Below are 19,106 nucleotides of genomic sequence, written 5' to 3'. Positions count from 1 at the left end.
TAGCGGGTGGTTTAAAGCTGGCCGCTGCGCGGCCAGCAGACTAAAGTCTTGAACAAAAGCCGCGCGCTCTTTCGAGCACGCGGCTTTTAACATACACATGGCTTAAGGGGTCGGGGTGTGAGCCGCGTAGGGACACACCCCTCAAGCTAGAGCCTTACCAGATGCTCGGCCAGAGACCAAGCGGGCCAGCGCCCAGGATGCCCAGAACGAAGAGCAGCAGAATGCCCTTGGTCGGGGTCCAGCTGTGCTTAGCGAACATGTAGTAAAGCAGCAGCGTAAGCATAAGCGGGACAAGCTTCGGGACGATGGTGTTGAGGGTGTCGGCAACAGAGAAGTTGACCGGATCCTCGGTGACGGTGCCGTAGGTAACGGACTCCATGCCGTTGCCCAGATCGGTGACGCCGCACTCGACAGCGTTGCCGTCGGCATCGGAAGCGGTGAGGGCGTTGCCGTCCTCATCGGTCATGGCGATGGTACCGGCCTCAGCGGTCTCGGTATCGATGCCCTCCATACCGGTGAAGTTCTCGGCCTCCTTCTCGGAGACGATCACGGTAGTAGCGGAGAGGCCACGGGTGGTGCCGTTGGGGATCTGGAGGTTGATCTGGGTGCCACCCATGGTGACGACCAGGCAACCGACGACGAAGACGCCCATAATGGAAGCGGCACGCGTGAAGGCCTGCATGTTGGCAGTCAGAGCGTCAATAGCGCTGGTGCCAAGCTTGTAGGACCAGTTCATGAGCCAGAAGCGCAGAGCGAACTGGACGACGTTGAAGATCACCAGGAAGATGATCGGCGCAGCGGCGTTGCCGTTGATGGCCATGTTGGAGGTGATGCCGGCCGTGATAGGCACGAGCGTCAGCCAGAACAGGGCGTCACCGATACCACCGAGCGGGCCCATTGCGGCGACGCGGACGGCGCGGATCGTGGGGATGTCAACCTTGTTCTGCTCGAGCGAAAGCACGATACCCATAACAAAGGTGACGAGGAACGGGTGAGTGTTGAAGAACTCCAGGTTGTGGCTCATGGAAGCCGCGAGGTCGTTCTTGTTGGTGTGGATCTTCTCCAGACCGGGGATGATGGAGTAAAGCCAGCCAGCGGCCTGCATGCGCTCGTAGTTGAACGATGCCTGCAGGAAGCAGGAGCGCCAAGCCATCTTGTTGAGGGTCTTCTGGTCGAGCTGCGGAGCAGGCGTGAGATCCTCGTAGTGCTCCGGGATCACATACTCATTAGATGCCATCTTCGAAGTCACCTCCGTCAGAAACAGCTGCACCCTTCAGCTCGGTCTGCTGCTGGAAGTCCCAGAAAGCAATGCCGAAGCCGATGAGAGCGAGGATGAGCAGGGCAGGGGTTGCCAGAGAATCGTTGGCAACGGTGATGAGCGCGAGGCCAAAGCCCATGAGGAAGAAGCCCCACATATCGCGGTTCATCATAACCTTGAGCAGGACGGCGAAGCCGACGAAGCGCATCATGCCGCCTGCAGCGGACAGACCGGTCTGCAGCCAAGTCGGGATGGCGGAAGCGATGGTCTGACCGATGGTGGCGCCAGCGATGAAGAACAGGGTGACGACGACAGCGAAGATCAGGCCGAGCAGGGTCATGGCGAAGTAGTTCAGGCGCTCGATGCCCTTGGTGTCCGCGTTGTGAGCCATGTTATCGGCCGAGGACATAAGCGGGGACATAAGCGTGAAGACCAGGGTAACACCAAGCTGGCCAAGCAGAGCGAACGGAATGGCGAGGCCGACTGCCGCGTTGGGCTCGAGCTTCGTAGCGATAGCGAGAATGGCTGCCATGATGCCGCCGATGACGGCGTTAGGCGGCTGAGCGCCTCCGATCGGCATGTTGCCGATCGTCATGAGCTGATAAGTACCACCCACGAGAAGACCGGTGTTGAGGTCGCCAAGGATAAGACCGATGACGGCGCCGGTGACGATGGGCTGATAGAGAGACTCGAGGAAGTTGAACTGGTCGATTGCCGCGATGAACGTAACAACGAAGACCAGTGCGACCTGAATGATCGAGAATTCCATCTTGCTCCTCCTTTCAAAATGTATGTACGCACTTTGGATATCACGTACAGAATGTCAGGGTTTCACTCCTGACAACGTGGATCACGAGGATTACGAGAAGAGCTTGCTCGTATCCTCAACAGGCGTGCTCGGAACGCGCCTGATCTCCAACTCCACCCCCAATTCCTGCAGCTCTTTAAACGCAGCGACATCCTCGTCGTTAACTGCGACGGAGGTGGCGACTTGGCGCTTTCCTTCCGACATGTGCATGTTGCCGATGTTTACCTTCTTTATAGGCACACCGCCCTTGACGAGCGTAAGCACGTCTTCCGGTGTTTCGGCCACGATGAAGATCTTCTGGCGCGGGCTCGCCTTGCCAATGACGTCGATGGTCTTCTGCAGGGAGAAGAAACGCGTAGCGACGCCGGCGGGAGCGGCCATCTTCATGAGGTTCTGACGCATGGTGTTGGTCGACACGTCGTCGTTGGCGACGAGGATGAGGTTGGAGCCCAGGGTGGAGTTCCACTGGGTCGCGACCTGACCATGGACCAGTCGGTTATCGATGCGGGTAAGAAGAATGTTGGGTTCTGCCATGTTGATCAGCTTCCTTTCGTTGATTGCTGACGACAGTTACTTAATCTCCTGAATCGCGTAACGCGAAACATCTACGACGGCACCGGATCGGACTTTAATCTGGACCTTCTCGCCTTCGATGCCCTTGACGGTTCCGTAGATACCGCCGGCGAAAAGAACCTCCTGACCCGGCTTGAGCTCGGTGTGCAGCTCTTTGAAGTACTTCTGCTTCTTCTTCATGTTGATTTGCGACCAAATGGTGTAAATCAAGCCCATGATGACAAGCAGGCCCAAAAGAGCGACCGAGGAACTCAGAACACTGGCTCCGAAATCGGCCATTAGATGCCGTCCTCGTCGCCGAAGATATCCTCATCCTCGGCACCAGCGACGGAGGCGACCGTCTGGGCGGTGATGCCCGTCTGGCCAACGGTCACGGCCTGCTCGCCAAGCTCGGCGAGCGTGGCGTTGCCGCGGAGGAACAGAAGCTCAATAACCATGGGAAGGTTAGTTCCAGTCAGAATCTCGACGTTGTCGACATCCTGGGCAATCATCATTGCCTGGTTGAACGGGGTACCGCCAAGCAGGTCGGTAAAGACGAGCACGCCATCGCACTCCTCGCGCATGGCGGTAATAGCGGCGCGGAGATCCTCACCGTAGGAAGCAGCCTGGTCGCCCTCAAAAGGAACGACGGTAAAAGCGGGTTGATCGCCAGCGACCATAGCGATAGCGCTTGCGATGCCGGGTGCGAACTGTCCATGACCGGTAAGAATAAAGCCAACCATTCAAATTTCCCTTCCGAAGGTGTGTACGATCTGAGTCCGATGATGTTCGGAAGCCAGCGGGCGAGTGCCCTTAAAGCTTCTTGGAAAGCGTTCTTTAAAGACCAGTGGTTTCTCAACTGGTAGTAACCACGTGACGTGTTGTTGTCACTATATCACCACAGAAGAGGTTGCTTTCGTTGATTCATACAGTAAAACGTTTTTGCACCGTTCACGGTGAAAAATCGACCGTTTACCGCTCATTAACACTTCTACCTGCGGTTTTGAAACCGTTTCGAAATGATTTGACGAAAGATCGGAACTTTTTTTGTGTCTAAACAACGCAGGGCGGCTAAAAATGGCGTGTAGAAAAAATGCAGGTCATTGTGAAGATTTGTGAATTGGTCTTTTTGACTTAATACCAGTAAGAACCAGTTTCGATATTATCGGTGAACGGTAGTTTTCGACCGTTCACCGGTTATTTGCAATCGTTTACGGCCGTTTCCCAGATGAATTGAGGATACCCGATGAAGCACTTGCGCGGTTGCAGGATATTTCAATACTCGTCCATCTCCCCGCGCGCCAAACTCCCACTCCCTGAATGTGCCATAAGCTCTCGCTATTCGTCGTACAAATATTACTTAATCTATTATGTAATTGTTTATCGTTTGTCGTTAAGCATGTTATAAGATACAAGTATCATCCAAGACATTGGTTGGAGGAGCTATGATCCGCTGGAACGTATCCAAATCGAATGAAGCCATCGACCGTGAACAGGCAATAGCCAAACTGAGGAAGCTCACTCGCTACTGCAAATGGGGCACAATCTGCACCATCGTGGCGCTCGCTCTGGCACTCCTCGCAGTCATTGCAATCGAAGATCTAGTCATATTGCCTAGCCTCTCCCAAGGGTTCTGTCTCCAATCCGTAGAGCTTGAGGCTAGCGAAGGGCCAATTCTCGCTCTCGTCGGCACCAATGAACAGACTCCTCTTATGCTTGTCGCGCACGACGGTCATACTGCCATAGGGAGCGGCATGATGGCATGCCTCGCGCTTGCCATCGCGCTAAGCGCATACAGGTTTTTCTCCGCCATTGAAAAGGCGGGCAGGCCCTTTGACCTCGAATGCATTCGCATACTACGTCAAATAGGACATTTGTTCCTTATCGGCGGCGCCGCCGTGAAACTTTTTGGTGCCATAGTCACAGGGCTGATACTCTCAGGATTTGGCGGCAGCTTTACGGATGCACTTGGCGGGCAGCATCTCGACCTCTCTATGCTCTTTGCAGGCCTAATTATTAGCCTGATTGCTAGCATCTTCCAGTACGGGTGTATCCTGCAAAAACAAGATGACGAGTTGCTCTAGGGGGAATCCATGATTATTCTGCGGCTCGACCGCATGCTTGCCGAACGCAAGATTTCATCCAAAGAGCTTGCTGAACGCGTGGGTATCTCCCAGGTCAATATGTCGCGTATCAAGACGGGCAAGGTTTCTGCCGTGCGCTTTTCAACTCTTGACGCGATATGCCGGGCACTCGACTGCCAACCGGGCGATGTTCTGGAATACATACCTGACGATGAAGCCGATAGCCTCTTTGGGCTTAAAGATGAATAGCCATAATTAAGCCGCCAATCACGCCCTCAACGCAAAAAGCCCGCCAGAACGATGCGTTCTAGCGGGCTCAATCAGATATTTCGACTTCGCGCTCGAAAGCTCAGGCAGATCTTACGCAAACAGGCCGTAGATGCTGATGTTGGCCTTGGCGTACAGGCCGTTGGCATACTCAGTCCACTTGGAGCTGGCGCTCGAAGCCTGCGAAGAATACTGCTGGTAAGCGGTGTAATAGGCGGTCATGGCCTGCTTATAGGTGGCGCTATCGGCGGTAAAGGCATCGTTAGCGAAGGCCTTAGCGTAGGTGCTGTTCTCGTCCTTCCAGGTGCCCTTCGAGCTATCCCACTCGTCACCGGCAAGGTTGATGATGTAATCGGCGTAATCCTTGCTCGCGGTGTCCTCGTTGCCGTCAGAAGGCTCGGTCGGAGCGGTCGGCATGCTCGCGGAAGCATCGCCCACCTTCTTCTTGTAGAGCTTCTGCAGCGTCGCGGACTGACGGACGATCTGCTTGGCCTGGTCCTTGGACACGCCATACTGCTTGGCCATGGTGTCGTAGTCCGAGGTGCCGATAGAATCCTCGGCGTACTTCTTCATCTCCTTAGAGGAGACGGTAATGCCCTCGTCCTCAGCAGCATCGAGCAGAATCTTGTTGCGCACGTAAGACAGGATGACGTCGGCAGAGGGGGCGGTGTAGTTGCCATCGCTATCCTTGACGGTATCGAGGCTGTACTGGCTCTCAATGGCCTCGCGCGCGGTGATGTCGCTCTTCTCGCCGTTATAACTATAGCTTGCCACGGTCGAATCGAGCTGGTCCTCGGTCAGGGTCGACGAACCGACACCCTTGCCGCCAAAGCCGCCATTGCCAATAAAGAAGCCGACCACCGCAGCGATCACGACTGCAACCACAAAGGCGGCAATCATCGTCTTCTTGTGCTTGGATGCGTGGTCGTCCGCGTCGGAACCTAGGGCGTCATCATCCTCATCCTGAGCCTCGGGCATCAGATTCTCGTCAGCGGCGTCCGCGGCGATCTTTGCCTCCAGGTGGGCGTCCTCTTCCTCGGCCGTCGTGCCAGCAGCAATGTGCTCGGCAGACGTACCGGCGACCAGATCGATCTTCTCAGTCTCGTCACCGTCGGGGCCTTCGCCGCGCTCGATGATCTGGATGCCGTCGATCTCGTCCTTCTCGTCCTTCTTTTGAATCAAACCCATATCGGTTACTCCTTGTTAGGAAACATAGTCCCCAATAGAATACGCCCGACGGAACGCCGGGCGTATTGATTCTTAGGTTATACGCAAACACTTAAGTACTATTTAGGCGTTTGCAGCCTGCATGCCTTAGACCAGGTGCGCGATAACGGCATCGGCGAAGGCCTGCGTACCCACGGCCCCCTCGACGGAGCCGGTCTGGGCACGACGCACGTCACCGGTAACCTGTTCGCCCTCGTCGAGAGTGGCAGAGACGGCGGCGCGAATGCGGTTGGCGGCGTCGTTCTCGCCCAGGTGATCGAGCATCATCGCAGCAGAGAGGATCTCGGCCGTGGGGTTGGCAATATCCTGCCCCGCGATATCAGGCGCAGAGCCGTGCGTCGCCTCAAAGATGGCGCAGTCGGCACCGATGTTGGAGCCGGGGGCCATACCCAGGCCGCCCACCAGGCCGGCGCACAGGTCGCTCACGATGTCGCCGTACAGGTTTGGCAGCACCAGGACATCGAAGTCGTTGGGGTTCTGGACCAGGCCCATGCAGGTGGCGTCGACGATCTTGTCGTTGAACTCAATGTCGGGATAGCCCGCGGCCACCTCGCGCGCAACGCGCAGGAACAGGCCGTCGGTCGCCTTCATGATATTGGCCTTGTGCACAGCCGTCACCTTTTTGCGGCCGCAGCGGCGGGCATACTCAAAGGCGTACTCCACAATACGGCGGCTCTTGGCGATAGAGATGGGCTTGATCGAGATGGCGGAATCGGCGGCAAAGGTCTTCTGACCCGAGCGCTCGACAAGCTGTGAGAGCTCCTCGACCTCGGCTGCGCCCTCGTCGAACTCGATGCCGGCATAGAGGTCCTCGGTGTTCTCGCGCACGATGACCAGATCGACGTCGCGGAAACGCGAGCCGTCGCCCGACTGCGACAGACAGGGACGCACGCAGGCATACAGGTCAAAGTGCTTGCGCAGGGCGACGTTAACGCTGCGGAAACCCGTGCCGACCGGCGTGGTGATGGGGCCCTTGATGGCAACCTTGGTCTCGGAGACCGCGTCGAGCACGTGCTGGGGCAGCGGCGTGCCAAACTCGTCCATGACGCCGGCGCCGGCCTCCTGGACGTTCCAGTTGATCTGGACGCCGGTGGCCTCGACCACGCGGCGCATTGCCTGCGTAATCTCGGGACCGATGCCGTCACCGGGAATCAGGACTACATCGTGCGCCATAATCTGTTACTCCTCGTCTTCGGCGTCGTCAGATTTTTTAACGCTAGCACGCTTCTTCTTTTTGGAGAGATCCAGGCCAAAACGTTTAACAAGCATTTCGCAAATCTCGCTCGAACGGGCCTTGAGATAGCTGCCCTTGCCGTTCTCGGCGTCGAACTTAAGGCGCAGCGCAAGCTTCTCTGCGACCTCGGCGTCGATCTCGCCCTGGCAAAACTCGTACAGGCAACCGAGCATGTCGCGATACTCAAGGTCGCCGTGGTAGCACTGGATGGCCTCGTCCAGGATGGGCCAAGCCTCGCGCGAACGCTCGACGCTCGTGGCGCCCCACACGCACAGCAGGCGGAAGGCGGCATAGCGCAGCGTGGAGGAAATCTCGTCGAACAGTGCGGTCTCGGCGCCCTCAAAGGCATCGCCCAGCTGCTCGGGGCAGGTGGTGGCGAGCGCCGTCAGGGCATCGAGGGCCTCCCAGCGGGTCTGCGCCTCGGGGCGATCGAGCGCCTCGATCAGCGCGGGCACGCAGGGCACGACGCGCTGCGGATCGCGCTCGGCAAGCAGGTGCAGCACGCGGGCGGCAAACTGGCGGATGCGGCGCGTGGGGCAGCCGAGCTCCTGGACCAGGCGGTCGACGGCGTTCTCGTTCTCCTCTGCCAGCTGAAGCTGTGCCAGCTCCTCGTCGGTGAGCTGTTCGTCTTTGTTTTCTGCCATAGTTACCTCTTCTTTTTATTTCTTGGCGTGCTTGCCAGCACCCTTGCTGTCATCGGTGACCGAGATGAGCTGTCGGTCGGCCGCGCCATTGCGACGTGCACGGCGGCGTTCCTCGGCATCGCCCGCGTCGGCGGCGGCTCGATGAGCCTTGTTGACGTTAAAGACCTCGTCGTGCTTGCGCCACGGACCGACGGACTCGCCAAAGCTCATCTTAAGGCCGGCGATAAAGCCACCGAGCCAGCCGATCGGCGCAAACTGCACCAGCGGGAACAGCGAGAACACCCAGGTCAGCAGGACGACTGCCGCCGCTCCTGCAAAGTTGGCAATCCAGTAGTCGCGCTTGGTGATGACACGCTTTTCGCACGCCCACTGGCCGCACAGAAAGCCGATGTAGATCGCAAAGAGAAAGAGCACCAGCGCAAGCACCACGAACGTCCAGCTCATGGGCGCTACTCCCCGTGATGGTGGCCACAGCAGCACTCGTGGCCGTCGTCATGGCCGTGGCCGCCGCAGCACTCGTGGTCCTCGCCGTGGTGATGGCCACAACCGCACTCATGGTCCTCGCCGTGCTCGCCGCAACCGCAACCTTCCTCGTGAGCGCCATGCTCCTCGGGACGATACTGCGACCAGTCCAGACCGGCGGCGATGGCATCGGCCTCCTCCTTATAGAGGACCGTGATGGCCTGAGTGCCCAGCTTGGCACCACCGATGGCGTCGAGCATGTCGTAGAGCGTAAAGGCCACGTCGGCGCCGGGCAGCGCGAGCTCGCGGTCATCGGCGTAGGCGAGCACCAGACGCAGGTCCTTAATGAAGTGCTCGACCATAAAGCCGGGCTTGTAGTCGCCGTCGAGCGCCTTGGGGGCCAGGCTCTCCATGGCGCCGGACTTGCCGGTGCCGCCCAGAATCATCTGGCGGGTCTTCTCCAGGTCAAGGCCGCTCAGCTCGGCAAATGCCATGGCGTCTGCCATGCCGACCATGCAGGCGCCCAGCGACACCTGGTTGGCGAGCTTGGCAGCCTGGCCCTTGCCGGCGCCGTCGAAGCAGCAGATGTTGGCCGCAAAGGTGGCAAGGATATCGCGGACCGGAGCGATGTCGTTTTCGGTAGCGCCAACGATAGCCGTAAGCGTGCCGGCGATAGCACCCGACTCGCCGCCGGTGACGGGGCAGTCAAACGCCATGCGGCCGGAAACCTGGGCGGCCTCGGCAATGTCACGGGCGAGCTCGGGCGAGCTCGTGGTGAGGTCGATCAGCACCGCGCCGGGCTTAGTGCAGGCCAGCAGGCCGTCGCCCGCCAGGTAGAGCTCCTCGACCTCGGAGGGATAACCCACCATGGTAAAGACGACGTCGGCGTTCGCCACGGCATCTGCCGGCGTATCGGCCCAGACTGCGCCGTGCTCGATAAGCGCCGCCGCCTTGGACTTAGTGCGGTTGTTGACCGTGACGAGATAGCCGGCGTCCAGAATGTGGCCGGCGATGGGGGCACCCATGATTCCGGTGCCGATAAATGCGACAGAGAGCTTGTTTGCCATGAAACCTTTCCTTTTGGGTTGGGTGTTATTACCAGGTTGAATACTCGGTGCCAGCGTTTGGGCTGTGAGTTGGGATCGATTACGGCCGCGTTACTTGCCTACTGACCGCGCACGCGGCGGGCGATGCGGTCGGAAAGCGACGCCTTGTCGGCGCGGTTCTTACCCCAAAACGCGCAGGCCACCATGCCGGGGCCCACGTGCGAGCCAATGGTGGGGCCCACAGAGCTGCGGATGATGGTCACGTCGGCGCAGCCTTCCTCCTTGCGGATGGCGGCCTCGAGCCAGTCGCCGTCCTTTTCGGCATCGGCCGTCATAATGGCGATGGGCATGGTGCGATCGGGCACATAGTTCTCGCGGAACGACTTGAGAATGGACTTGAGCGCCTTCTTGCGACCGCGGTTGACGCCGATCAGCGACAGCGAGCCGGCCAGGTCGTAGGACAGCTCGGGTTTGACGTCGAGCTTTGCCGTGAGCTGTGCCGCCGCGGGCGGAATGCGGCCGCCGGCAGCCAGCGCGTCAAAGCTCTCGAGCGTAAAGTAACCGTGGACATAGGTCTTGGCCTCGTTTGCCCAGTCGACCAGCTGCTTGGCGGTCAGTCCCGCCGAACGCTGACGCACGGCCTCAAGCGCCAAGAGCTCGCCGGTCGCACAGGGCAGAGCGTTGTCGACCACGTACAGCTCAAAGTTGGGATACTCGGCGCGCACGGCGTCCGCCGCCTGGCACGCGGAGTTGTAGCTCGACGACAGCGCCGAGGTAAAGCACAGGTAGACCGTGGGCGTGCCCTCTTTGGCGCACTCGGTAAAGAACTCGATATAGCGACCGAGCGACACAGCCGAGGTGGACACGCGGGCACCGGCGCGCATGCGATCGTAAAACTCCTTGGGTGTGATGCTCGACCAGATGTCATCCGTGCGCTCCTCGCCATCGATAATGAAGGGGAAACCCAAGATATCGACATCGAGGTTCGCGGCGACCTCGGGGCTAAAGTCGCAGCAGGTATCGACGACGATGCGGCAACGGTCCGAATGACCGGCGGATGCGGCCTTGTCCATCAAAGCGACTCCTTACGTAAAAAGGCGGCCACCCGCATGGGATGGCCGCCAACCGTTAACTCATGCAAGTTAACGTATTTTACTCGTCAAGTGTTTCGATGCGGGGCTTGATGATGCCATATCCACCATTCTTACGGTGATACACCACATTGATGAGACCGGTCGTCGCGTTCTCGAACACGTAGAAGTCGTGGCCCAGCAGATCGGTCTGCACCAGCGCCTGCTCCTCAGTCATCGGGGTGACGTCGATAACCTTCTCGCGGACGAGCAGGTCGTCCTCCTCCTCGGGCAGCAGCAGGTCGGCCAGATCCTCGACGCGCTCGACCGGCGCGACATCCGCGGCGCTGGCACCGCCCTGGCGGTTGTCCACGACCTTGGTCTTGAACTTACGCAGCTGGCGGGTGACCTTATCGGCAGAGAGGTCGATGGCGGCGTACATATCTGCACCGTGCTCGGCAACGCGAATTACCGAACCGCGGGCACGAACCGTAACCTCGACGATTGCCGGGTTGGGGTTCGAGGGGTTCTTCTCATAACGAAGTACAACGTCGACCGTCATGGGCTCGATATCGAAAACCTTGAGCGCCTCGCCGATCTTCTCATCCACATGCGCACGCAGAGCATCGGTTACCGTCGTCTTGCGTCCAGAAACCTTGATATCCATACGTGGCTCCAATCTGCCTCGGGGACTTACTGTACTGGCTATGTACCCATTGCCGTGCATTTAATCACGCGGATTCCTAAAGACCCGAATAACGACTGCTTGATACCGCATACCGAAGTCTCGCACTTTTCTGTGGCAAAGTGCGCTATGGAAGAGCGACGGCGACTTTGGTTTTGCACCTAAAAAATGTCTTTGACCTGCTGGTTTTATGGAAACGAAAAAGCCGGGCTCCCCTGTTGGGAGAGCCCGGCGATGCGTGTTGAAACCGTGAAGAGGCGTCCCTCCTAGCGCATAGGAGACGCCACCCCTAGCAATAACTAGCTATTGAGCTTGTTAATGTCGTCGTCGGTGATAGTGCCCTCCTGGCTGGACGATTTATCCTCGGAGGATGCACCATCGCTGCTCGAATCGGAGGATGCGGACTCGCTGGATCCGGTGTCGGTCGGCTGCACGTCGGCGCCCGAGATCGTCTTGGTGGTGAGGTCATAGGGCATCGTGCCGTACCAGACGGAGTGGACCGCCTCGAGCGTACCGTCGACCGTGATGCCGTCGAGGGCATCGCTCACGGCACGGCACAGTTCGTCATTGGACGAGAGGCCCGCAACACCAAGCGTCGAGGGCGCCTCGAGCGCACCGACATAGGAGATCTCGCTCATCAGGCGTGCAAGGTAGCCGCCGGCCGTGGAGTCGCAGATCACATAGTCGACCTCGCCGGACTCGAGCGCCTCAAAGCACTCGTTGATGTTGGGGTAGGTCTTTTGGTTGGCGGTGATGCTCTGCTTAGCAAGCGCCTCCTGCGAGGCCGAGGACATCTGGACACCCAGAGTAGACGTGTTAAGGGTATCGGTGGAAACGTTTAGCGACCCACCATCGCTGGTTCTACCGAACACGGAAGCGGCATCGTACAGGCAGGTGCCGAGCGAGCTAACGTCCCCGTCCGTGGAGTTGATCTCGCCGATAAAGATATCAGCCTTTTTGTCGCCGAGCGCGGAACCTGCCGAGGACGCATCGACAAAGGCGACCTTAAGGCCCATGCGGCTTGCGAGGGCGCGGGCGGCGTCGACCGCATACCCCGTGAGCTCGCCGTCGGTGCCCTGCATGGCCTGCGGCGCATCGGAAGTATCGAGGGCGACCGTCAGGGTACCGGGGGTGACCAGGGCATCATCCGACACCGTGGGCGTGACGGTCTCGTACTCGATCTGGTCGATCGTGGGAGTCGTGAACGTAGACAGCGGGTTGAACGCGCATCCGCTCAGACCCAAAACGGCGATGACCGCTGCGGTCCCAGCACCTAACCGAGCCGCGTGCATCAAGCTGCCCCTCACCATGTCCACTACCCTGCCTTCTGTGTCGTATACGATCCGTGCGATGCGCGGAATATCAGATTGTTCCCACCAGCTGACCTGGTATTTGACCCCACACTTGCGCACCGGGGTGTTTGCTCGGGAGGCCGCAGCCACCTTCACGACTGGCCCGCTCGCCCGCGAGGCGGTATTGCCCCAAAGAAAGTAGAACGGACGGTGCGGCTTACATCTAGGACGCGCCATGATCGCGCCGCGCGCACGCGGTCGCTTACGTGGATCCCTTTGACCGCGTCTGTCTTGGACTAGGACGGGCATTTCGTCCGTCCGCAACCACAGCCTGGTAGGAACGTAGCGCATTATAGCTAAGTTCAAGCTAAAGTTTAAGGTTAGGGGCGTCATTCGCATCGCGAGTACAGATTTCGCAGGTCGGAGTGGGCTATTCGTGCCCCTGTGAAGCCCGGAGCTCCCCTATGGGGAGCTCCGGGGCACCCTTCCTAGGGTGCTGTGGCCAAAAAATGGCAAATATGAGTACTGTCACCAATTTAGTAACAGGCAGTTTTAGCCTCTCGGACAGATTTTGCGCTCAGTGTCGCCAACCTGATGCTTAGTTATTCTACATTTGTTTATTATCTTCTTACTTTATGACGCCTCCGAGTCCTAAATTCCTTGATTTTGCTGTTACTGATTTAGTGACAGTACTCATATTTGCCATATTTTGGCCAGGGCATATGATTAACCCCCTATTTTCGACGTGAATTAGACCGGCTTAAGCCCAAAACACGCCCGCAGCGTGTTAAGCAACGCCTCTTGCTTCTTCCTGCGGGCATCGACACGATTCCGGTACCGCTTTCGCATACGCTGGTGCATGCGCCATGCGAGCGCTTCCATCGCTTCCATGTCACAGAGCATTTCGTTGTTGACCGTCGCGACCTCGATTCCCATAGTAATCAAGCCCGTGTTGCGCTTTTCATCATGGATACGTCCCCTTCGAGAGGAATGGCCCAGCTCACCGTTGTATTCCAGGTCAAACCGGGCTGCCTCCTGATATGCATCGCAAACTGCATGGGGCATCCCCGAGATTGCCTGCGCACGGTCATCGAACTCGATCTTGTAGTCGGTCTTAAAAGGTCCGCAGGCAAACCCGCCATAGGAAAACGGAAGCGAAAACAGGGCGAGCATGATGCACTCCATGGGCGAGAGCAGGTTTTCCGAAAGATAGGGACACAGACGCAGCAGCTGTTTGGCCACATTCCCCTTGCATGCCGCAAGGTAATCTGCCAGACGATCGGGCATCAGCACCGGCTCGACTTCAAAGTAGCCCACGTCTGCTGGCTGGTCCTTGTCCTTTGCAAGTTTATTCGTAACAGGCGAGGTGTAGGGAGGCAGATACTTCCCGCGGTCGCTCAGTGAAATCTTAGAGCACAGCTCCTGGGCCAGGGCAAACGCCTGGATGCAGCCGACCTCACGCGCAACGGCAACACAAAGGGCCTCGGGAGATAGGCTGTACACCCCCGGTTCCACCTCTAGAATCGAGCCGGCGGGCAACCCGGAACACACGGACCAGCCTACGCCAGGCATGCGGCGGCGCTGCGCCGCAGATCCCACCAACAAGCACAGATCTTCCTGCACCTCGCCACTTTTGGCTCCAATTCGCACCAAGTCAGGAAGATAGATATCCTCGGTCGAGGGCGACGACGTGCGCAGCACACGGCGCTCTTCATCGGGATTAAGGTCCTTCCAGCTGATATAGCCCATCTGCCGGCGCTCGGCACGCATCATGCGAAGCGCCGAGGCACCTGTTAGGATTACGGAAGCCGCTAGCTGTTCGCTTGTCGGCTCGTTGCGCCGCTCAATCTTCACTGCCACAAAACCACCCCTACCAAACACGTGCGATAGCAATGCCATCGACTGCCGCAGCGCCGGCGCGCTTGAGTTCCGCCGAAGCCGTGGCCATCGTCGCGCCCGTGGTGATAACGTCATCGATCAGCAGCAGGCGGCGGCCGTGCACGTCCTCAACCGTCTCGTACATGCCTTGGGCACGCTCGCGGCGCTCCTCACGACCGAGTTCGCGCTGGTCGCCATGCCCGTACTTGACGAGAGCATCGAGCAGGGGAACACCCGACAGCTCGCAAAATGGGCGCGCAATAGCCTCCATATGATCAAAACCACGCCGCCGAAACGCTGCCGCCGTCGCAGGCACAAACACCACCGCATCCGCACCGGACAGCACACCTCCTAAGCGTTCGGGCGCTACGACCTGGGCATGCAGGGCGGTGTCGTAAAGCAGCTCCGCCAGATACGGAGCCAGACGTCGCTCGCCCGCATCCTTGTACGCTTTAATGATGCGCGGCAGCGGATGCGCGTAGACGGCGCACGCCAGGCAGCGGTCGAGCGCCTCCGACATTGCCGAGGACGTGCCCTCGACCGAACATTCAGTGCACAGCAAATCCCCAAACGGGGCGCCACATCGGGTGCAGCTATGACGTGGGTCGATGAGCGTGAGCGCAGCCAGGCAGTCTTGGCAAATAAGCGCACCGGCGCGCTCGCAGCCGGCACATCGTGTTGGCGACAATGCCTCGAGCGCCTCGCGTGCCACCCGCTCGGCAAACGGTAGCAATTCGTCCGCAAACGGTAGGGCGCCGGCACCCTGCAGACGGCTCAATATGTTCAGATGGCTCTTCAAGACACAACCCTCCCTACGTTCGGTCGCAGGGAGGGTTGTTGATTCAGCGCTATGATACCCCGATGCGCTCGGGGCAAGGCGAGCTAAATCCGCTCGCGGGCGTTATTCGCCGGCGGGCGGTTGTGGTGCAGACGAAGACAGGGTCGAGCCCTCGCCACCATCCTGGCGCGGCTTGCGGGAACGGCGACGGCGACGGCGCTTTTGACCTTGGTCGGCCGAGCCCTCGCCACCGCGATCCTCGCGCGGCTCGCGCTCGTCGCGAGCGGCGCCACGCGAAGCCTTGGCAGCAGCCCCCCCGCCATCTCCGGGACGACGGCGCGTGACCTTGACCTCGCCATCCGAGACCTGATCGGCCACGGAGGGCACTGAAGGCTTCTGCTGCGCGCCCGAGGAATGGCGACGGCGCGAACGCGGCGCGCGCTCCTCCTCGCCACGTGACTTGCCGCCCTTGTCGGCAGGCGCGTCGGAGGCCGAGGCGCCCTTGGAAGCGGCACCAGCCTCGCGAGCAGCTGCGGCGCGGAAGGCGTCCTCGCGCTCCTCGCTCGACAGATGACGGCGGCGACGTCGTGTGGGGTTCATGCCACCGCCGCGATTCTGCTGCTGGGGCTGTTGAACCTCGCGCTCGCGAGCGCCGTTCTTGCCGGCGGCTGCGGCCTCGCCGGCATCGGCAGAGCCCGCACGCTTGCGGCGGCGACGGCCGCCAGCGGCCTCCTCGGCCTCAGGCGTTGCGGCATTGCCACGGCCCTTTCCGCGGCCACGGCTCTCGCCCTGGCTCTGACCGGCGCGAGCATCGGATTCGGCATCGCGACGACGGCGCTTGGGCATCGACGTACCGGCCAGACGGTCGGCACTCGACAGGCCATCGCCCACGTCGACGCCGTTCTCGCGATCGAGTTCCATGAGCGCCAGGCGCATCTCGGGCGACTCGATGCGCTCGAGCACATCGCGCGTCACGCAGTCGGGGCGGCAATTGCAGCCCTGCTCGGCAGCCTTCTTCTTGCAGCCCTCCGAGCAGGTCATATCGGCCAGGTTGACCTTAAAGACCTTGCCGTTCTCCAGGCGCAGCACCAGCTGCTCGCGCGGCGTGTCATATTCCTGAATACGCGCCTTGCCGAGCGGCGTATCGATGAGCGTCTTCTTTTTGGGCGCGCGGCTCTTAAAGTCCTTGTAGGCCTCGAACTCGTAGCGCAGGCAGCACATCAGGCGGCCACACACGCCGCTGATCTTGGAGGAATTGAGCGGCAGGTCCTGCTCTTTTGCCATGCGGATCGAGACGGGCTCAAACTGTCCGCCAAAGCGCGTGCAGCAGAGCTCCTGTCCGCACTGGGCATAGCCGCCCACCAGGCGGGTCTCGTCGCGCACGCCGATCTGGCGCATGTCGACGCGAATGTGCAGCGTCGAGGACAGGTCCTTGACGAGCTGGCGAAAATCGACGCGCTCCTCGGCCGCAAAGTAGAACACGGCCTTCTCGCCGCCAAACAGGTACTCGACGCCCACCGGCTTCATCTCGAGGTCGAGCTCTTTGACCAGACGGCGGAAATCGACCATCGCCTCGTCGCCCTGGATGGCCAAATCGTCGGCAAGCTGCAGGTCGATGTCGCTCGCCACGCGCAGCACGGGCTTGAGCGGCTGACCGATCTCGTCTTGCGGCACCTCGAAGGGATCGGCCGTGACCAAGCCGATCTCGGTTCCGCGCTCGGTGGAGCAAATGGCATAATCGGCCTCGAGGATATCCAGGTCCTGCGGGTCAAACCACAGGTCGCGCGAGGCGTAGGTAAACTTAACGGGTACGACTAACGGCATTTCAGTGCCTTCCTGATATCGAACAGCATGACCTCGATGGCCAGCTGGGGAGTAACGTTTCTGGCGATGTTGCGCTCGGCGGTCGCGACCGCCTCGAGCGCCTGGGTGGCACCCGCAACATTGGTCGCGGCGGCAAGCCGACCGATCGTGTCGCGCACGTCCTCGTTCACCACGTCGGCTGCCTCGTCCTGAAGTGTCAGCAGCACGTCGCGCATGAGCGTCCGCGCGCTCGCCAGCGCTTCCATGATACCCGAACGCTCGCGCGCGTTGAGTTCGCGCTTGTTGCGGTCCTCAAGCTGCTTCAATGCTCCACGCGACAGGTAGTCGGCGTTTTGCTCGAGTACCTTTTCCTGCGTGGACTTGACCTCGGCGAGCGGCGCCTTGACGGCGACGATGAGCGACTTGGCGCGACTGAGCACGTCGGCCTCGTCGGCGGCAATGAGTGAGTCGATGGCACGGATCATCTGGCGACGGGCGTCCTGGCGCTCGGCGCTCTTGAGGAACTCGATACCACGCGTGGGGCTTCCCGCCACGGCGACGGCCATGCGGCAGCGCGCGGGATCCTGCCCGGTGGCGCGGCTCACGGCCTGCGCGGCCACGGTGGGAGACACCAGCCGAAACGGCACACACTGGCAGCGGCTCACGATGGTGGGCAGCATCACGTCTGCCGAGGTACCCAACAGGATGAACATGACGCCCTCGGGCGGCTCCTCGAGCGTTTTGAGCAGTGCGTTGGCGGTGTTGGCACGCAGTTGCTCGGCACGGTCGATGATGTAGACCTTGGCCTTGGCACGGATGGGCGCCAGCGGCACGTCATCGAGCAGCTCGCGGGTCTGGGCAATGAGGTAACCCGTGGCGCTCTCGGGCGTGTAATAGTGCACGTCGGGATGCGTATGCCGAGCAACGCGCACGCAGCTGTCGCATGCGCCGCAGCCGTCCTGCTCGCACAGGAAGGCTTGGGCAAGCGCCCACGCGGCGTCGAGCTTGCCCGCGCCGGGCGCGCCCAAAAACAGGTAGGCGTGCGATGCGCGACCGCTAGCGACGGCATTGGTCAAAAAGTCGCGCACGCGCTCTTGGGTGTCGAGCTTGGCCAGCAGGCTTGCCTGAGCGGGGGCCATGCTACTCGGCCTCCTTGGCAAGCGCGGCGGCAACGGCTTCCTGCGGAATGTCGAGACCATACGCGCGAACCTGCTCGACCGTCTTCTCGAAGACTTCCTCGACGGTCGCAGTGGCGTCGATGAGCTTTACGCGGTCTGGCTCCTCGGCGGCAATGGCACAAAATCCCTGATAGACACGCTCCTGGAAGGCCATGCCCTTGGCCTCCATGCGATCGGTCGCACCGCGGGCCGCCATGCGCAGCGCCGCCTGCTCGGGCGTGATGTGGTAGACGAGTGTGAGTGCCGGGTGCGTTCCCGCGACGGCCAGGTTGTTGGCGTCGCGCACCATCTGGCGATCGAGGCCATCGGCAAATGCCTGGTAGCAGGTCGTGGAATCGTAGAAGCGATCGCACAGGACCACCTTGCCGGCCGCAAGGGCGGGCGCGATGACCTCGTGCACCAGCTGGGCACGCGCCGCCTCGTAGAGCAACAGCTCGCAGGTGTCTCCCATCGCCGTGTTGGCGGGGTCGAGCAGCAAAGCGCGAATCTTTTCGCTGATGGCGGTGCCGCCCGGCTCGCGCAGGCTCACAACCTGGTAGCCGGCAAGATCGAGCGCGCGGGCAAGCAGACGCGCCTGCGTGGACTTGCCGGCACCGTCGACGCCCTCGAGCGTGATAAAGCTATGTTGAGCAGGCTCAAAAGCCATGGGCGCAGCCCCTTCCTACAAGGCGCGTAAATGCAGATATATCAACTAAGCCATGATACCCCAGTGCTCGGCGCGTCCCCAATGGCTAAAGGCGCCTTTCCAAAGTTGCGGTGAAATAGGGACTGATTGAAGCTCTGAGATCGCCAAACAGTCCCTATTTCACCGCAACGTATGATGGGGAATTTTGGATGCTG

Annotated in this window: 20 protein-coding genes; 2 read left to right on the top strand and 18 right to left on the bottom strand. The window is 60.3% G+C overall.

What is annotated here, in order from left to right; translation table 11 throughout:
• Positions 1 to 154: 154 nt before the first annotated feature.
• The 5 genes from DWV32_RS06685 to DWV32_RS06665 all read right to left on the bottom strand — a co-directional run bounded on the left by DWV32_RS06685 (position 155) and on the right by DWV32_RS06665 (position 3,361).
• Entirely contained in the window at positions 155 to 1,237 is a 1,083-nt protein-coding gene (locus DWV32_RS06685) for a PTS system mannose/fructose/sorbose family transporter subunit IID (RefSeq protein WP_022094609.1), read from the bottom strand.
• Positions 1,227 to 2,027 carry a PTS sugar transporter subunit IIC gene (locus tag DWV32_RS06680; protein ID WP_117583564.1) on the bottom strand — a complete coding sequence of 267 codons (801 nt, stop codon included), beginning with the start codon at positions 2,025 to 2,027 and terminating at the stop codon, positions 1,227 to 1,229. Before DWV32_RS06680 ends, DWV32_RS06685 begins: the two co-directional genes overlap by 11 nt.
• Before the next feature lie 90 nt (positions 2,028 to 2,117).
• Complete coding sequence (agaV, locus tag DWV32_RS06675) at positions 2,118 to 2,600, bottom strand: PTS N-acetylgalactosamine transporter subunit IIB (RefSeq protein WP_089572404.1); 483 nt, start codon at positions 2,598 to 2,600, stop codon at positions 2,118 to 2,120.
• Between the two features lie 36 nt (positions 2,601 to 2,636).
• On the bottom strand, positions 2,637 to 2,918 hold the full coding sequence (gene yajC / locus DWV32_RS06670) for a preprotein translocase subunit YajC (protein WP_117583566.1): 282 nt from the start codon (positions 2,916 to 2,918) through the stop codon (positions 2,637 to 2,639).
• Entirely contained in the window at positions 2,918 to 3,361 is a 444-nt protein-coding gene (locus DWV32_RS06665) for a PTS fructose transporter subunit IIA (RefSeq protein WP_117757656.1), read from the bottom strand. Before DWV32_RS06665 ends, yajC begins: the two co-directional genes overlap by 1 nt.
• A 702-nt stretch (positions 3,362 to 4,063) precedes the next feature.
• Here DWV32_RS06665 and DWV32_RS06660 point away from each other — a divergent pair.
• Together DWV32_RS06660 and DWV32_RS06655 are read left to right on the top strand one after the other, a co-directional pair.
• Complete coding sequence (locus tag DWV32_RS06660) at positions 4,064 to 4,702, top strand: DUF2975 domain-containing protein (protein WP_117654921.1); 639 nt, start codon at positions 4,064 to 4,066, stop codon at positions 4,700 to 4,702.
• A gap of 9 nt (positions 4,703 to 4,711) precedes the next feature.
• Positions 4,712 to 4,951: a helix-turn-helix transcriptional regulator gene (locus tag DWV32_RS06655; protein ID WP_117654920.1), complete on the top strand. Its 240-nt coding sequence runs from the start codon at positions 4,712 to 4,714 to the stop codon at positions 4,949 to 4,951.
• Positions 4,952 to 5,062: 111 nt separating this feature from the next.
• On the opposite strand, the gene DWV32_RS06650 is transcribed toward DWV32_RS06655, so the two are convergent.
• From DWV32_RS06650 to tmk, 13 genes are all read right to left on the bottom strand, one after another.
• Complete coding sequence (locus tag DWV32_RS06650; RefSeq protein ID WP_117757655.1) at positions 5,063 to 6,157, bottom strand: hypothetical protein; 1,095 nt, start codon at positions 6,155 to 6,157, stop codon at positions 5,063 to 5,065.
• 126 nt (positions 6,158 to 6,283) lie between these two features.
• Positions 6,284 to 7,369, bottom strand: coding sequence for an isocitrate/isopropylmalate dehydrogenase family protein (locus DWV32_RS06645; RefSeq protein ID WP_117757654.1), 1,086 nt, complete (start codon positions 7,367 to 7,369; stop codon positions 6,284 to 6,286).
• Positions 7,370 to 7,375: 6 nt separating this feature from the next.
• Complete coding sequence (locus tag DWV32_RS06640; protein ID WP_117564743.1) at positions 7,376 to 8,074, bottom strand: HEAT repeat domain-containing protein; 699 nt, start codon at positions 8,072 to 8,074, stop codon at positions 7,376 to 7,378.
• A 15-nt stretch (positions 8,075 to 8,089) separates the two neighbouring features.
• On the bottom strand, positions 8,090 to 8,518 hold the full coding sequence (locus DWV32_RS06635; RefSeq protein WP_055310425.1) for a hypothetical protein: 429 nt from the start codon (positions 8,516 to 8,518) through the stop codon (positions 8,090 to 8,092).
• A gap of 5 nt (positions 8,519 to 8,523) precedes the next feature.
• Positions 8,524 to 9,603 carry an NAD(P)-dependent oxidoreductase gene (locus DWV32_RS06630; RefSeq protein ID WP_117757653.1) on the bottom strand — a complete coding sequence of 360 codons (1,080 nt, stop codon included), beginning with the start codon at positions 9,601 to 9,603 and terminating at the stop codon, positions 8,524 to 8,526.
• Positions 9,604 to 9,701: 98 nt separating this feature from the next.
• The gene (locus DWV32_RS06625; protein WP_089572413.1) at positions 9,702 to 10,655 is read right to left on the bottom strand and encodes a DegV family protein; all 954 of its coding nucleotides are present in this window, start codon (positions 10,653 to 10,655) and stop codon (positions 9,702 to 9,704) included.
• A 79-nt stretch (positions 10,656 to 10,734) separates the two neighbouring features.
• Positions 10,735 to 11,319: a ribosome hibernation-promoting factor, HPF/YfiA family gene (hpf, locus tag DWV32_RS06620; protein ID WP_035137685.1), complete on the bottom strand. Its 585-nt coding sequence runs from the start codon at positions 11,317 to 11,319 to the stop codon at positions 10,735 to 10,737.
• Positions 11,320 to 11,636: 317 nt separating this feature from the next.
• Positions 11,637 to 12,629, bottom strand: coding sequence for an ABC transporter substrate-binding protein (locus DWV32_RS06615; RefSeq protein ID WP_158566098.1), 993 nt, complete (start codon positions 12,627 to 12,629; stop codon positions 11,637 to 11,639).
• Positions 12,630 to 13,379: 750 nt separating this feature from the next.
• Positions 13,380 to 14,489, bottom strand: coding sequence for a hypothetical protein (locus tag DWV32_RS06610; protein ID WP_147346220.1), 1,110 nt, complete (start codon positions 14,487 to 14,489; stop codon positions 13,380 to 13,382).
• Between the two features lie 10 nt (positions 14,490 to 14,499).
• A complete protein-coding gene (locus DWV32_RS06605; protein ID WP_233539205.1) occupies positions 14,500 to 15,306 on the bottom strand; it encodes a double zinc ribbon domain-containing protein in 807 nt (268 codons plus the stop codon).
• Positions 15,307 to 15,408: 102 nt separating this feature from the next.
• Entirely contained in the window at positions 15,409 to 17,109 is a 1,701-nt protein-coding gene (locus DWV32_RS06600; RefSeq protein WP_117757650.1) for a regulatory iron-sulfur-containing complex subunit RicT, read from the bottom strand.
• Complete coding sequence (locus tag DWV32_RS06595; RefSeq protein WP_117757649.1) at positions 17,100 to 18,227, bottom strand: ATP-binding protein; 1,128 nt, start codon at positions 18,225 to 18,227, stop codon at positions 17,100 to 17,102. Before DWV32_RS06595 ends, DWV32_RS06600 begins: the two co-directional genes overlap by 10 nt.
• A gap of 1 nt (position 18,228) precedes the next feature.
• Positions 18,229 to 18,912 carry a dTMP kinase gene (tmk, locus tag DWV32_RS06590; protein WP_117757648.1) on the bottom strand — a complete coding sequence of 228 codons (684 nt, stop codon included), beginning with the start codon at positions 18,910 to 18,912 and terminating at the stop codon, positions 18,229 to 18,231.
• Positions 18,913 to 19,106 lie beyond the last annotated feature (194 nt).

It is taken from the genome of Collinsella sp. AF04-24 (assembly GCF_003465685.1).
GTDB classification, from domain to species: domain Bacteria; phylum Actinomycetota; class Coriobacteriia; order Coriobacteriales; family Coriobacteriaceae; genus Collinsella; species Collinsella aerofaciens_AP.
Note: the sequence above shows the minus strand (reverse complement) of the source record. Positions and strands in the feature narration are given on the sequence as shown.